The organism is Armatimonas sp. (genome assembly GCF_031410135.1).
Lineage (GTDB): Bacteria > Armatimonadota > Armatimonadia > Armatimonadales > Armatimonadaceae > Armatimonas.
Map to the genome: position 1 here is coordinate 1 of NZ_JANNYP010000627.1, position 15,420 is coordinate 15,420.

Below are 15,420 nucleotides of genomic sequence, written 5' to 3' on the forward strand. Positions count from 1 at the left end.
ACGGGAGCTTCAAGGCTTGGTTAGACGCGCATCACCCCCAAGAGAAAACCGCCTGGGTGGCGCTCTTCAAAAAGACCTTCACGTTTACCGGCGGTGAGATCGTCGGGGAGTTTCTCATGAGCTGTGGCTATCTCCCGGGGGCTCACGACCCCGACTGCCCCACACAGCTTCCCAAAGGCTAAGGCGACGGTACAATACTTCCATGCAAGATAGGCAAGAGCGTTGGAAGCTGGCGGAGTCGGGGATTGCGTGGGAGATTGTGGGGAGCGCGGGGCTTCCTCACGACGATCATGTGGAGCTGAGTGGACGGCGGGTGAGTGCGATTATTCGCTATGGCGTGGATGACAAGCGCCGCTTGATCCTGAGCCGTGAAGTGATCTGGCCCACCCTGCGCCTCAAGCGCGACGATGTGCGGGGCTATCTGCGGCGCACTTGGGGCAATGAGATCATCCCGCCGATTCGCATTGAGGGCATCCCTCTCGTTCCCGGCCCCGTGCGCGAGGTGCGCCTCTGGGAGGGACGGCTGACCATTACGCACGGCCCGCTCGATGGGATTATCGTCCAGCGTCATCTCTTCCCCTGCGAAGACGAGTCTGTACTTTTAGAGCGCTGGAGCGTGATTAACTTCAGCGATGCCCCAGTTGGGCTGGAGTGCGTCACCGAAGAGGACACCGAGACCGTGGCCTGCTACGATGGCGATGTGGTGGTGAGTACCAAGATTATCGAGGGAATGTCGCTGCTGGTGCGTCCCGGCGAGTTTGGCAATATCACCCTGGCCTTTGCCGCACACAAGAAAAACGCGACCTCCAAAGCGATCAACGTCCCTGACGAAGCTATTTTTCGTGCGCGGCGCTGGAAGGCTCTGAGCGAGAAGCTGGTGCTCACTACGCCCGATCCCGTGCTCAACCGGGCGTTTGAGTTCGCCAAGTGGCGCGCCGCCGAGAGCCTCTTTCACACCAAGATGGGGCTGGTGCACTCACCGGGTGGGGGGCGCTACTACGGCGGGGTCTGGGCCAACGACCAAGCGGAGTACGCCAATCCCCTCTTTGGCTATCTGGGCGATGCGCTCTGCCACGAGGCTAGTGTCAGCTGCTATGAGCGCTTCGCCACGGAGATCAACTCCGCCTTCCGTGCTCTCCCCTCGTCGTTTGAGGTCGAGGGCGATGTGCTCTGGTACGGCTGCGGCGACCGGGGCGATGCCGCGATGATCGCCTCGGGGGCAAGCCGCTACGCGCTGGCACGCGGCGAGAAAGAAGTGGCCGAGAAGCTCTGGCCGCTGATTGTCTGGTGCCTGGAGTTCTGCCGCCGCAAGACCGACGAGCGAGGGATCGTCCTCTCCGACACCGACGAGCTAGAGGGACGCTTTCTCACCGGCGAGGCCAATCTCTCCACGTCTTGCCTCGCCTACGATGGCTATAAACGCGCCGCCGATCTCGCAGGCGAGCTGGGTCATACGGAGCTGGCCGAGCAGTACCGCGCTGCCGCTGAGGTGCTAGAGCTCGCCATTGAGAAGCACTTCGGGGCAGAAGTCGAAGGCTTCACGACCTACCGCTACTACGAAGCCAATACAACCCTGCGGGCATGGATTTGTCTGCCGCTGGCCCTCCTCCCCCCAGCCCCCTCCTCCCAACCCTGGGAGGAGAGGGAGAGAGAGGGGGAGCTTGGGGAGGTCTTCTCTCCCTCCGCCAATCCTGCCTCCGCAGGGTTGGGAGGAGGGCTGGGGAGGAGGGAATCCCCGAGGAGGGACGGAACCATCGCCGCACTGCTCTCTCCCCAGCTCTGGACAGCCGATGGGCTGGCGACCGAGTCGGGCGATACGGTGTTCTGGGATCGGGCCACACTATATGGCCTGCGGGGCCTCTTTGCGGCGGGAGCCACGGAGGTTGCGCTGGAGAAACTCACGGCCTACACCCACCGTCGCCTGCTGGGAGAGCACGTTCCCTACGCGGTCGAGGCGCATCCCGAGGGCAACCAAGCGCATCTCTCCGCCGAGAGCGCTCTCTACTGCCGTATCCTCACCGAGGGGCTCTTTGGCATTGTCCCGCGTGGCTTGGAGCACTTCGATGTCACCCCCCGCCTCCCCGACGGCTGGAGCGAGATGTCGCTAACTTTAGAGGGCTTTGGCGGGCGCTGGGAGATTCAGGTAAGCCGCGTGGCAGGGGAAGTCAAGACCGATGTGCGCCGAGTCTGATTTATTACCAGTAATCTTGACTCAAGGCCATTGTCAGCCGCGCGAGAAAAGCTTAAAATAGACCAGCACGGGGGGATTTTTATTTTGGGACGACGTAGTTTTCTGGGAATCGGCGGGTCGGCGCTTGGGCAGGCGAAGCCAGGAGCGCGTGCCAAGCAGGTGCTGGTGATCTTTGAGCAGGGCGGGGTCTCGCACATTGATACCTGGGATCCCAAGCCCGATGCGCCGACCGAGCACCGTAGTCCCTTCAAGACCATTAAGACCAAGGCCGATGGGGTCTATGTCACCGAGCTACTTGCCCAGACGGCAAAGCATATGGACAAGATTGCCATCGTGCGCTGCATGACCCAGCCCACGCCGGGGATCGGCAACTCGCACCCCAAGGGCTCGCAGTATGTCTACTCAGGGGAAGCGCCCGGTGGCCCGGTGGAGATGCCCGATATCGGCTCGATTGTTGCCCAGAGGCTTGGGACGAAAGCCCCGTATCTCCCCGCTCATATTCTCCTGCCCGGCACCGATGAGCAGGCGGATAGCTCGCGCATTGGCTTCATGCCGCCGGGCTTCACGGCCTTCAAGACCGGCGGAAGCCCCGCCGATCCCAAGTGGCAAGTGCCCAACCTCGGGCTCCTGACGGGGATTGATGAGCGACGCTTCAAAGACCGCCAGAACTTACTCTCCGCGCTGGACGTGGGCTTTGTCCATGGGAGCGCCCCCAAAGATGTCGAGGCGATGCAGTCTCTGATGCACCAGGCCACCGACATGCTCACCAACCCACTCACCCGCAAAGCCTTTGACCTTGGCACCGAGTCCGACAAAGTTCGCGAGCGCTACGGAAGCGGCCACCGGGGACAGTGCTACCTGCTGGGCCGCAAGCTGATCGAGTCGGGCGTGCGCTACGTGACGGTGGACGTGCGCGAACCGATGAACTCATATGTCAATGGCAAGCAAGTCCGCTACGACGGTGGCAACAACATGAACTGGGACCACCACGACGGAATCTACTCCAAGACCCACACGAATAATATTCCTGGCGGTGGCGCGGGGGCAGGGCGCTGGGGAATCCAGACTTGGCCGATGATGGGCTCGACCGACCAGGCGCTCTCCGCACTCATCGAGGACATGGCCCAGCGCGGCCTGCTCGCCGACACGCTGGTCTGCTTCGTCACGGAGTTTGGCCGCACGCCGCGCATCAACGAGCGCCAGGGCCGCGACCACTGGACCCATGCCTTTAGCTTCGCCTTTGCCGGAGCGGGCGTCCCCGGTGGCACGGTGATTGGCTCGACGGACCGCGATGGGGGCTTTATCACCAGCCCAATGGCCTACACGCTGGAGGACTACGGCGCAACGATCTTCGAGAAGCTCGGCATTGATCGCCACAAGCCTATCTACACCCCGCAAGGCCGCCCGGTGCCCATTGCAGGCAAGGGCAAGCCCATCCCGGAGCTGTTTTGAACCCACCCGGCTGCTCGCATGGCTCGCATCCACCCTCCCTCTACGAAGGAGGGTTAAGTAGAAAAATGAGAATCAAGTTCCTACACTGCATCAACACCCAACCCTCACCAACCCTCCTTCGTAGAGGGAGGGTGGCTCGTCGTGAGGAACGAACAAAGAGCCGGGTGGGTTCTGGCCTGCTGGGTTCAGGAATCCTCCTCGCCTTCGCTGCCACTTCCGCCCAAGCGCAAGAGCGCATCGTGGTCACGCCGCCGTCGGTGGCGCTGACGAGTGCGCGGGATGCGCGGCAGGTGGTGGTGACGGGCTTCTTTGGCGGCCAGCCGCGCGACTTGACCGAGAAGGCCGTCTTTACCAGCAGTAATCCCAAGATCGCAAAGCTGGTCGGGAGCCGGGTTGCCGTCGCGGGGGATGGCAAGGCGAGCGTCACGGTGAAAGTGGCGGGGAAGGTCTTTACGGTTCCCGTGAGCGTGAGCGGTGCCAAGAAAGCCGACCCGGTGCGCTTTGCCTTTGAGACCGTGCCTATCCTGACCAAGCAAGGCTGTGCAAGCGGCTCGTGCCACGGCTCACCGCACGGCAAGGGGGGCTTCTCGCTCTCGCTGTTTGGCTACGAGCCAAAGATTGATCGCATTGCACTGACCCGAGATGGCTTTAGCCGCCGCGTGAACACTATGGAGCCCGCCGAGAGCCTGATGCTCAAGAAACCGACGCTGGCGATCCCGCATGTCGGGGGCAAGCGCCTGCGGGTGGGAGACACACGGTACACCACACTCAATCAGTGGATTGCCGAGGGCGCGGAAGTAGGCGTGCCCAGCGCCAGTGTCGCCAAGATCGAGGTCACGCCGGGCGGACGTCGCGTGCTCGAAGCGCCCTATAAAAACCAGCAGCTCAGCGTGATTGCCGAGCTGACCGATGGCACAAAGCGCGATGTGACGGCACTCGCGACCTATGAGTCGTCGCACCCGAGCGTTGCGAGTGTGGATGCCGATGGCAAGATCACTGGCAAGAGCCGGGGTTTTGCGGCAGTGTCCGTGCGCTACTTAGACAAAGTGCAGGCACTAGACTTGACGGTTGTTGAGCCGCGTCCTAGTTTTGTCTGGAAGCCGCAGCCGGAGAAGAACGCGATTGACGGGCTGGTCAACTCCCGTCTCAAGCAGCTCCAGTGCTTGCCTGCCGCGACTTGCTCTGATTCCGAATTTCTCCGCCGCGTCTCGCTGGACTTAACCGGGATGTTGCCCGGCGCGGCGGCTAGTAAGGCATTTCTCGCCGACAAGTCGCCCGAGAAACGTGCGAAGCTTATTGACAGCCTGCTGGCCTCGGAGGAGTTCGCACGGTTTTGGGCACTGAAAAAAGCAGACCTCATGCGCGTCTCTCCAAAGCACTTGACGACCGATCAAGCAGGGCGCTTTTCCCGCTGGCTCGTCGAGGCGACGCGCACCAACCTGCCCTACGATAAGCTTGCTGATGCCATTATCACAGCGACGGGCAGCACGGAGCAGTCGCCCGCAGCCAGCTACTTTCTGGCCATCAAGACCCCCGAGGAGCGCACCGAGCTAACAGCGCAGGTCTTTCTGGGCTCGCGGATCGAGTGCGCCAAGTGCCACAACCACCCGTTTGAGAACTGGACCATGCGCGACTACTACAAGATCGCCGCCGTCTTTGCCCGGACGGAAGCGAAGAAAGGCCAAGTGACGCTCGCAACAAAAGGCGAGGTGAAGCACCCCACGACGGGCGAGAACATGGAGCCCTGGTCCAAAACAGCCTCGTCTACAGAAGACCGACGCACCGCCTTTGCCCGCTGGCTGACTACGCCGCAGAACCCCTTCTTTGCTCGCGTGGAGGCCAACCGTATCTGGGCCGAGCTGACCGGACGCGGGATCGTCGAGCCTGTGGACGACTTTCGGGTCTCCAATCCGCCCAGCAACCCCGCGCTCCTAGACTGGCTGACCCAGGAGTTTGTGAAGTCCGGCTTTGACCGCAAAAAGCTTATTCGCCTGATCTGCCAGAGCCAGACCTACCAGCGGGTTGCTGTCGCTCCCAAAGCCGCTGATGAAGCCCTCTTCTCCCACGCTAAAGTGCGGCTCTTAACGGCAGAGCAGCTCCAGGACGCGATTGGTGCTACAGCGGGTATGCTCGCAAGCGCCACCACACTACCCACCCAGCTCGCCGCACTGGATAGCCAGCTCACTCAGAGAGCTGCCACGCTGGAGGCAGAATATCCAAGCTGGCTCGCCACACAGACTCGCTTGGCTAAAGCACTCCCTCTCTGGCAGAGCACCTGGCGCGACTCGGAGAAGCCCCTCACCGACATTACGGAGGGCCAGGAGTACCGCTTTGAGGAGGGCGAGCGCCAGACACGCACTCTCACACGGACGATCCACTCTGATGTCGCACGAACCGTGACTATCGCGCTGAAGTTCAGTGATCAGGCGACCCTTAAGGTCAATGGAGCCGCACTGCCAGGCAACCTCAAGCGCACTCCAACACACATGCTTAATCTCCAACCCGGGGAGAACACGATTGAGCTGCGGATGACCGGCGACAACCTGACCTTTACCTGGAAGCTGGCAGACGACACGAGCGGCCTCTCCAGCCCGCTGATTGAGGCGCTTCGTGCTGAGAACACCGCGCCGGTTCACGACTTCTACCTTGCCAATGACGCAAAGCGCACGCAGCTTCTAGGCCAGAGAGCAACTCTAGACGACCGTGTGGCCTACGCGACGCAGCGCCCTTGGCCGGAGCAGACGGCCTTCACCAAGACCTTCGGCCAGCCCGCGCGTGAGACAGCCTGTACCTGTGAGCGCCGCCAAACCCCGACGCTCCTACAAGCACTGGAGCTGCTCAACGGGCGAACATCCTACGAAACCGTCGCCGCTGGAGCCGCCCGCTACGCCGCTTTCTCGGACACGCTGCTTCTCGACGAGCTCTATCTCACGGCTCTCGCCCGCTTCCCGACCGAGAAAGAGCGCACCGTCGCGATCGCCTTTCTAAAAAACGCCCCCGAGCGCACCGCCGCCGTGACCGACTTGCTCTGGACGGTGGTCAATACCCAGGAGTTTCTCTTCCAAAAATGAAAAAGATTGCCCGAACCCATCCCCCGGCCCCTTCCCTCTACGAAGGAAGGGGAGAATTAACCCTCCTTGCGGCAGGGAGGGTGACGAAGCGAGGGACGAGCGTAGCCGGGTGGGTTCTGGGAGGGCTGCTGGCCCTCCCAGCCCACGCCCAGCCGGTGAGCTTCTCCAAGGAGATCGCTCCGATTATCCAGCGGCGCTGTGCGGGCTGTCACGGCGAGCGGACGAACCTAGGCGAGTGGCGGGCGCATACCTTTGCGGCTCTGCTTAAGCCCGGCGCGTCGGGGGCAGCGATGGTGGTTCCCGGTAAGCCCGAGGCTTCCGAGCTCTACAAGCGCATCGTTCACAAAGATCCGGACTTGCGCATGCCCAAGTCCGACGATGCGCTCAATACGCAGCAGGTCGCAGCTGTAAAGCGCTGGATCACCGAGGGCGCGAAGTTTGATGGGGGCAATAAAGCGGCGCTGCTAAAGATACTCCTAGGGCCACGCGTGCACCCCGCAGCTCCGGCCCGCTACCGCACACCGGTGCCGGTGCTGGCGCTAGCCTTTGTGCCAGGCGGGAAGCAAATCGCCGTGGGGGGCTACAACGAGATCACGCTCTGGGATACAGAGACGGGCAAGCTGGTGCGGCGCATCGGGGGGCTGCCCCAGCGCATCCAGAGCCTGCAAGCCAGCAAAGACGGCAAAACGCTCTTAGTCGGCGGCGGGATTCCCGGTGAGTACGGCGAGGTGGCACTGGTGGAGCTGGCGACGGGCAAGCGGCGCGTGCTCGATACCTTCGGCGATTTAGTGCTCACCGCACGCTTCAACACCGACGAGACCCGTGTCGCGGCGGGCGGGGCAGAGGCTAGCGTCCGCTGCTACGAAGCTAAAAACGGCGAGCGCCTCTGGAGCATGAGTGTCCACGCGGACTGGGTCACCTCCGTGAGCTTTAGCGGCGATGGCAAGTACGTCGCGTCGGCGAGTCGGGACCACACCGTCAAGGTCTACGAAGCCGATGGGACGCTCTACACGACCTACGGCGGCCACAACCGGCAGATTGGGCAGTACAAGGGGCAAGACCCTGTCTATGGAGTCTGTTTCACGGGCAACACAGCGCTCTCTGTGGGCGGTGGCAAGTGGGTACAGCAGTGGGAACCTGAGAAAGCCAAGGCCGAGTCTGGCGATGCCGGTGATATGGAGGAGCGCTTCTTCAAGCAAGGCCACGCCCAGTTTTTAGCCCATAACTGCGAAAAAGAGATCTACCAGCTTTGCCTCAAAGAAGGTCAAGTCTTCACCCTAGCCAGCGATGGCATCGTCAAGCAGCTGGAGCTTGCCAGCCAGAAAGAAATCCGCAGCTTCGGCCAGAGCGGCGACTTTGCCTTCTCCTTGGATACCGAGATGACAGCACAGAAGCTCGCAGTAGGCAGTTTTGACGGCACCGTGAGAGTCTTTGAGCTGAGAAACGGCCAACAAAAGCTCGCCTTCGCTGCACGCCCCTAACTAGTCCGCTGAGGGGCGATCCCGAAGCTTTTTTGCGGGAATCCCGCCCCATATCTCATAGGGAGGGATATCTTTGTTAACCACTGCGCCCGCAGCTACAATCGCGCCTTCTCCAATCGTAACGCCCTTGAGCACGGTGACATTGACACCTAACCAGACATCTTTTTCAAGCCGAATTGGAGCCTCGGGGCCAACTTGACGGTACATGAACTCACCGCGCAGGACACCATGATCGTGGTCAATAAACTTACAGCCTGAGGCAATCAGGCAATAATCGCCGATCTCAATTCCTTTGGTGATATTAAACTCACTATTGCGCCCTACAAAAACCTCATTGCCAAGGCGAATCGCTGGGCCTAGCTCATAGGGCTTTGAAAATTTAAAGTCTATGTTTTGTTCTAGTAAACACTGACGGCCCATCGATACTTGATGAGGCCAGTTCATTGTCGCACCGGAGGCAAGCGAGGTTCCTGCACCGATTTTTGCTCCTAGCACTTGCCAGCGCAGGCAGTTCAGAAAACTTACCAGAGAGAGCTGATGACGGACTCTAAAGATGATTTTCGCAAAGAGAGACATGGTACTATTCTTTCAAAGAACGCAAGAATAGCTCTACGATAGGCTTCCAAGCCAGCATGGAGTCGTAGAGCTTTTTACCACCATTACCTATTTTCTGACGGAGCTCGGGAGTGTGGATAAGCGAAAGAGTTTGTTGAATAAAAGCCATGTCATCCCCGGCAGGAGTAAGCATAATCGCCTCGCCATTGGCCTCATGAAAAAGCGTGTCCGTGTGAACCCCTGCTGTGCCAATACAGGCAATACCGTGGTCTAGCCCGGTCATGAGTGAGCCACGTCGAGCAGAGACTCCATCAGAAAAAGGAGCGAGGTAAATATCCATTGCTGCAAAACGTCGGGAGACTTCTTCAAAGGGAAGTGGCCCCTCAGTACAGAGGGGCACTAGGTCGCTGCCCAGAGCGGCACGGATAGCAGCTCCATCGGGGCCTATGTAGAGCAGGCGGGCATCAATGTTATTTTGTCGTGCTTCTTTGAGGGTGCGGGCAACGAGTGGCAGGAGACGCGAGATATGGGCGGTTCCAAAGAGTCCAATGGCAACCACATCATCGGGTATCCCCAAGCGTTGCCGTGCTTCTGTACGCGAGATCGCTTGTGAAGGGATATTTGAGCCTACGGGGAGCTGGTGCACAGGAATTTTTTTAAACCAGCCACGTGCATGATCTGCCCAAGGTTGGATGGAGACGAAGAAAATATCCGCCGTATGTCCTAGCCGCCAGTACTGGGGCACTTGAAGAGCTGCCATGGCCGTCCAGCGCCAGTTTCCCCAACAAGGGACGAAGTTCTCGTGTGCCATCACGGCGAGTTTTGTATTAGGACAGCGGCGCTTCAGCTCACGAAGTGTCGGGACGAGCTGCGGGGCGTAGCCACGCTTGCCGTACATAAACGGGTTGTACTGGAGCAAGACCCAATCCGGCGTGCGGGCGATAATCGGCTCTATAATTTCCCTGATCCCCTCAGGAGTGTCTACCGAAAAGCAGGGCACAATCGGGATATTTCCGATGGGATCGTAGTCGAAGCCCTTGGGGACGAGTAAGCGAACAGCAGCATATTGTGCAAGTTCCTGACTAAAAAGAGCGGTGTAGTGTCCGATGGCATCGAACTTGGGAGGGAGAGCGGTGTTAATAATATCAATCGTCATGCTAGTGCCTTACTATACCGTAGTCGGTCTAAGACGACAGCGAGGACAATGACTCCGCCGGTGAGGAGGCGCTTGAGGGGCTCCTGCACGCCCAGCTGCGCAAGGCCATTTCCTAGGATCGTGATAACCAGTACGCCGAGAAACGTTCCCAGCACGGAGCCGCGTCCCCCGGTGAGGCTAGTCCCTCCAATGACCACGGCGGCAATGGCAGAGAGCTCCATTCCCACACCCGCATTGGGGTCCGCGCTGGAGAGGCGTGCGGCATTGAAAAGTCCTCCAAAGCCTGCGAGCGCTCCTGCAATGGCGAAGACCAGGATCTTAAGCCGTGCGACGGGAACTCCCGAGAGAAAGGCGGTCTGCTCACTGCCTCCAAGGGCATAGAGATTGCGCCCAAAGACGGTCTTGGTGAGCACGACTTGTGCCAACAGTACCGTTGTCAGCGCCCACCAGAAGGGCGGCGTCAGCCCCCCAATACCCCCCTCCGTGAGCTTCTCAACGGGGCCACCCAGATACTGCGTGCGCGATTCGGTGAGCAGATAGGTAGCTCCCCGTGCGGCTTCCAGCATACCCAGAGTTACGATAAACGACGGGAGCCGTAGGCGAACGGTGAGAAGTCCATTGAGTCCTCCAATAAGAAAGCCGGTTGAAACTCCCAGCAGGGCTGCAAGAGGAAGGGGGAGGTGGCAGCGGAGGAGCGCAAGGCCGAGCACTGCGCTGGACAGTCCCAGAAGGCTACCCACGGAGAGATCAATTCCCCCAATCAGAATCACAAACGTCATTCCCACGGCGACGAGAGTTGCCTCGGGGAGCTGGTTGGCGATAGTCAGAAAGGTAGTGGGAGTCAGGAACGTGGGGGAGCGTAGGGCAAAAACGGCCACGAGGAGAGCCATCGCGCCGAGGAGTCCCCCAAACTCTCCGAGCGCCTGCTTCACTTCTTCAGCGTTTCGGCGGTAATCAGATCAACGGGCGTCTCTTTGTCGGTGGGGGTGGCTTCCTTTTGGAGCATCTCTAGAGCATAGTCAATCCCAAAGGCGGCGAGCTGGTCGCCGTGCTGATCTACGGTGCACAGAACGGCTCCTGACTTTACCAGCTCTTTGACGGCGCCGATATTGTCAAAGCCGACTACCAGCACCTGCCCGGTCTTGCCCGCGGCTTTTACGGCCGCGACGGCTCCTAGCGCCATGGAGTCGTTGGCACAGAGCAGGGCTTTGATATCGGGGTGAGCGATGAGCATGGCGGCGGCGATCTTGTTGGCCTGGTCGGTCTCCCAGTTGGCGGACTGGCTATTGGCAATAACAATCCCCGCTTGCTTCATCGCGTCCTCAAAGCCCGCCTTGCGCTGCTGGGCGTTAAAGGCCGTGGGCGCTCCCTCAATAATCGCGACTTTATCGCCGGACTTGAGCTTGGTGGCGAGAAAATCCCCCGCGAGCTTTGCGCCCTTCCGGTTGTCCGGCCCCACAAACGGCGCGGTGAGCTGCTTGTCTTTCATCACAGCCGCATCGAAGCGATTGTCAATATTGACCACGACAATTCCGGCGGCGGCGGCTTTCTGGCAGATGGGGACAAGCGCCTTGGAGTCAGCGGGAGCCACGACAATCGCGGCGACTTTTTGCCCGATCATCTGCTCAATAAGCTGCTGCTGTTTGGTAATATCTTGCTCATCTTTGATTCCATTTGATAGTAGTTCATATTTATCTGCATTTTATTTTTGGTGCTTTGTCGCACCTTCTTCCATAGTCTTAAAGAACTCATTGGCGAGGGATTTCATCACCAGCGCAATCTTGGGTTTATCCGTTGCTGGTTTTGAAGCCGCATCCGGCGCTCCTGGAGCAGTTGCTTGGTTGTTACAGCCTACTGCCAGCACCAACGCGGCTGCCAGGAAAGTGGATCGTTTCATAGCCACAGGTTCGCCGTGACCAGCCTACTTTCCTGCGGCTTGTCACGGGAAGGTCGCGGTCACCAGCGCCCCAAGAAGCATTGCGAGTGCGACGAGTACAGCCCAGCGGAGGGTGAAGCGCTGGTGGTCGCCCAACTCCACTTTCGCGAGGCCGACGAGCAGGTAGGTGGAGGGAACGAGGGGGCTCAGCAGGTGCACCGGCTGCCCTACTAGCGAGGCGCGGGCAAGCGCCACGGGCGAGATCCCGTAGTGGCCCGCCGCCTCGGCAAGCACCGGGAGCATCCCAAAGTAGAAGGCATCGTTGGAGAGAAAGAACGTGAAGGGCAGGCTCAGGAGCGCCGTAATCACCGCGAGGTGTGGCCCGAGGGCCTCTGGGATAAAGGCAATCAGACTCTTCGACAGTGCCTCGACCATGCCACTCCCCGAGAGAATTCCCGTGAAGATTCCCGCGGCAAAGATCAGGGAGACCACGGCAAGCACGCTCTCGGCGTGAGCGGCGATCCGCTCTTTTTGTGGGGAAAGAGCCGGGTAGTTGACGCTCAGAGCGATACCGAAAGCTGCCATAAAGAGTACGGGCATGGGAAGAATAGCAAGAATCAGGCACGTCATCAGCGCCACCGTGAGCAGGCCATTGAACCAAAGCAGTCGCGGCTGAATCCCTTCCATACGTTGCTCAGGAAGCTCGATAATGCCGAGGCGCTCTCGCTCGCGGCGACCGTAGACCCAGGCGAGGATGAAGATCGCCGCAATACCGCAGAGCATCGCTGGAATCATCGGGACAAAGACCGCCGAAGGATCCACATGCAGCGCACTGGCAGCGCGTGCCGTCGGTCCCCCCCACGGGGTAAGGTTCATCACGGCACTGGAGAGCAGCATCAGACAGGTCATGAGCCGAGTGTTCATTCCGAGGCGCTGGTAGAGCGGAAGCAGCGCCGCCACACAGATCATGTAGGTGGTTGAGCCATCGCCATCAAGTGAGACGACTAACGTCAGTGCGACCGTTCCGAGCGCCACTTTCAGCGGATCGCCCTTGACACGGCGCAGAATCCAGGCCACTACGCCCTCGAAAAGCCCGGTATCGATCATTAAAGCGAAGTAGAGAATCGCAAAGAGCAGCATCACCCCGGTCGGAGCGAGAGTCTTGAGATCCTCCAGCATCATCGGCCCCAGCTTGGCGATGGGAAAATAGCCCAGAAGCGCCGCTAAGATGCCGTAGCCAAGGGGCACCAGGGTCAGCGCGACGAGAGGCAGCAGGCGCTTGGTCATGATCAGCGCCATGAAGGTCGCGACCATGGCTAGGCCGAGAAAGGCGAGCATGGACTAGAACGTCTCGCCGACGGTTTTGTTTTTCACGGCTTCTTGCCAGCGCAGATCCTCGGGGCAGTAGTAGCCATCGTGGAGCGTGGCACGGCGGGTGTAGGGGACGTAGTTGCCGATATGCCAGCCGCAGGCCCGGTAAAAAGCGACATCGCCCGCAAAGAGCGGCACGGGAGTCGCGCCGGGCATCGCGCGGGTGTAGCCCAGGCAGCGCCGCTCACGCTCCTCGGGCGTGGCGGCATCAGCAAGCTCAGGGCCGGGCGGGGGGATGTGCGGAAAGTGCGCCGTCTCCTCGGGGAGATCGTCACTGTTGTGGCTCCCGGGCACCACCCAGAGACAGTGATCATCGTAGAGCGCCCCATTGAGCTGGTTGAAGAGCTGCGGGTCACGGATCGCCCGGAAGAAGGCAGGGATATCCATGCCGGGCACGTTGTAGCCCCAGTCGCGGTGCCAGTGGGTGCACCAGGGCTCGTTTTGTGGCTCGAAGAGAATCCCCAGGATCTGACTGGGTGCGTGCTCCGGCCCCAGAATGTTCTCCACGGCGGCCCGCATTCCCGGTAGCGCATGAAAGTCATGGAACGGCTGGTGATGGAGCTCCGGGTACTTGTAGACCGGCTGGAGCCGCTGGGTCTGTGGCCCCTGAAGCGTCCGTGCCAGCTCCCGCGCCTTCTCCGCCTCGCGCCGCAAGTCCGTGAGCAGCGATGCGGGAATCACGCCGCGCAGAACCGTCAGCCCCGCGCCGTAGTACTCCTCGCGGTGCTGGTCGGTGTAGAGAAACTCAGTGCCCATCGCGCTTTTCAGGGATCGTGATGGTCTCCACCGGGCCGGTTCGCCAGCCGGGGCCATCGTCGGCGATGGTCTTCCAGGTCTGGCCTAGGTCGCGGGTGTAGCGCACGTCGTGGCGGGCGTACTGAACGGCGTAGGCGACCCGTGGCTCATCTGTGAGGTTCTTGCCTGAGCCGTGCACGGTCAGGCGTGAGAAGGCGACCACATCGCCGGGCTCCATCGGCACAGGCACGGTGACTTTGGGCTCCAGCCCGCTGTTGTGGTTGGTTCCTGCCACCGGATGCAGCGTCCCTAAATAATGCGAATAAGGCACCATCGAGAGGCAGCCGTTTTCCTCGGTCATAGGCACCAGCGCGACCCAGAGGTTGATACCGGGGCCGTCGAACTTGGTGTACTGATTGTCCTGGTGAAAGTGAAACGCCCCGCCGCCGCCCGGCGACTTCACCGCGCTAAAGGGAAGATAGAGCCTCGCCTCGCCCTCCATTAGCTCGGAGGCAATCGCGCCAAGATTCGGGCTATTGACCAGCCCGTCCAGTGGTGAGCCTGCTAAGTACTCGCTGGTTTGTTTTAGCGCCGTCATCCCCAGCCCGATTGCGTCCATGATCGCCATCACATCCTCGCGGGTGGCCTTGGTTGCCTCAGGAGAAAGCAGGCCCTTGAGGAGCACATAGCCGTAGGTCTTGTAAGAGTCGTGCTCCTCTGCCGTGAGGGTGCGCGGTGAGATTGGATCGTTCATGGAGAGATTCTAGCAGAAAATGAGAGAGCGTACTACAGAAACTCAATTTCGGAGCTGGTGATGCAGCCACGCGCGTCGGTGACATTGAGGTAGCAGGCGACCGTTCCTAGAGGGATCGCTGACGAGGCGATGTTGCCGCTGAGGAGCACAGGCTGGGCCTGCCAGTGGCGCTGGGGCCACGGGCCAGAGTCGTCTTTGGTGAAGAGGAGCTCTGCGACTTTGAGCGGCACTTTTGCGTCGAACTCCGCTCGGAGCCAGTTACTCTTGCGCTCTTGTTTCTTAAGGCGGGCCAGGGGGAGCTCGCCGAGGCCACAGTGCGCGGCGGCAAAGACGCGTAGTTCTTCGGGGTTCTCGCCTGCCACGCCGTGGCCGTGGGGCATGCGGAGCTTGAACGAAAGCGTTTTCTTCCCACGCGGCAGCCGGTGCGACTCCTGCCAGATCTCGGGCGTGAAGGCAAAGTCGTTGGTGCCATTGATCCAAAAAAAGGGCATCTTTGCGTCTTTGAGGTGCCGCGACGGGTCCCAGAGCTGCATCCACTTCTCGGTGTGCGGCTTGTCGGTCTTATCCAGCCCCAGTCCCGGTGAGCGGTCTAGAAACCCACAGCCGTAGACCGACATGGCGAAGGCAAAGCGCGGGTCATGCCCCGCCGCGATGCCCGTTAGCACGCCGCCCCAGGAGATTCCTGTGAGGCCAATGCGTTTCTCGTCTACGCCGGACTGTGCCCGCAGGAGCGAGTGGCCACGCAGAATCGCCTCGACCGCGTGGTAGCCCCACTGCT

At 60.6% G+C, this 15,420-nt stretch carries 11 protein-coding genes and 2 pseudogenes; 5 read left to right on the forward strand and 8 right to left on the reverse strand.

Translation table 11 applies throughout. The features are described from left to right. From RMO15_RS22920 to RMO15_RS22940, 5 genes and pseudogenes are all read left to right on the forward strand, one after another. Positions 1–182 (forward strand): annotated as a pseudogene (locus tag RMO15_RS22920) (DNA-3-methyladenine glycosylase I); the annotation flags it as partial. Between the two features lie 20 nt (positions 183–202). Beyond that, the gene (locus RMO15_RS22925) at positions 203–2,191 is read left to right on the forward strand and encodes a hypothetical protein (protein ID WP_309717784.1); all 1,989 of its coding nucleotides are present in this window, start codon (positions 203–205) and stop codon (positions 2,189–2,191) included. 84 nt (positions 2,192–2,275) lie between these two features. Next, positions 2,276–3,643, forward strand: a complete 1,368-nt coding sequence (locus RMO15_RS22930) for a DUF1501 domain-containing protein (RefSeq protein ID WP_309717787.1) — start codon at positions 2,276–2,278, stop codon at positions 3,641–3,643. Between the two features lie 65 nt (positions 3,644–3,708). Continuing rightward, positions 3,709–6,714 (forward strand): DUF1553 domain-containing protein, encoded by a 3,006-nt coding sequence (locus tag RMO15_RS22935; protein WP_309717790.1) that lies wholly within the window; start codon positions 3,709–3,711, stop codon positions 6,712–6,714. Next, positions 6,711–8,195, forward strand: coding sequence for a c-type cytochrome domain-containing protein (locus RMO15_RS22940; RefSeq protein WP_309717793.1), 1,485 nt, complete (start codon positions 6,711–6,713; stop codon positions 8,193–8,195). The genes RMO15_RS22935 and RMO15_RS22940 overlap by 4 nt, the downstream gene beginning before the upstream one ends. Here the strand turns inward: RMO15_RS22940 and RMO15_RS22945 are convergent, their stop codons facing one another. The 8 genes and pseudogenes from RMO15_RS22945 to RMO15_RS22985 form a co-directional block, all read right to left on the reverse strand. Further along, positions 8,196–8,771 carry an acyltransferase gene (locus RMO15_RS22945; RefSeq protein WP_309717796.1) on the reverse strand — a complete coding sequence of 192 codons (576 nt, stop codon included), beginning with the start codon at positions 8,769–8,771 and terminating at the stop codon, positions 8,196–8,198. 4 nt (positions 8,772–8,775) lie between these two features. Then, the gene (locus tag RMO15_RS22950; RefSeq protein WP_309717799.1) at positions 8,776–9,906 is read right to left on the reverse strand and encodes a hypothetical protein; all 1,131 of its coding nucleotides are present in this window, start codon (positions 9,904–9,906) and stop codon (positions 8,776–8,778) included. Next, entirely contained in the window at positions 9,903–10,838 is a 936-nt protein-coding gene (locus RMO15_RS22955; protein ID WP_309717801.1) for an ABC transporter permease, read from the reverse strand. Before RMO15_RS22955 ends, RMO15_RS22950 begins: the two co-directional genes overlap by 4 nt. Then, a pseudogene (locus tag RMO15_RS22960) lies at positions 10,835–11,803 on the reverse strand (sugar ABC transporter substrate-binding protein). Before RMO15_RS22960 ends, RMO15_RS22955 begins: the two are co-directional and overlap by 4 nt. Positions 11,804–11,845: 42 nt before the next feature. Beyond that, positions 11,846–13,120, reverse strand: coding sequence for a CitMHS family transporter (locus RMO15_RS22970; RefSeq protein ID WP_309717807.1), 1,275 nt, complete (start codon positions 13,118–13,120; stop codon positions 11,846–11,848). 3 nt (positions 13,121–13,123) lie between these two features. Further along, complete coding sequence (locus tag RMO15_RS22975) at positions 13,124–13,909, reverse strand: phytanoyl-CoA dioxygenase family protein (RefSeq protein WP_309717811.1); 786 nt, start codon at positions 13,907–13,909, stop codon at positions 13,124–13,126. After that, positions 13,899–14,642 (reverse strand): phytanoyl-CoA dioxygenase family protein, encoded by a 744-nt coding sequence (locus RMO15_RS22980; protein ID WP_309717814.1) that lies wholly within the window; start codon positions 14,640–14,642, stop codon positions 13,899–13,901. The genes RMO15_RS22975 and RMO15_RS22980 overlap by 11 nt, the downstream gene beginning before the upstream one ends. Before the next feature lie 32 nt (positions 14,643–14,674). After that, the coding region (locus RMO15_RS22985) for a prolyl oligopeptidase family serine peptidase (protein ID WP_309717816.1) at positions 14,675–15,420 on the reverse strand (746 nt) is incomplete at its 5' end.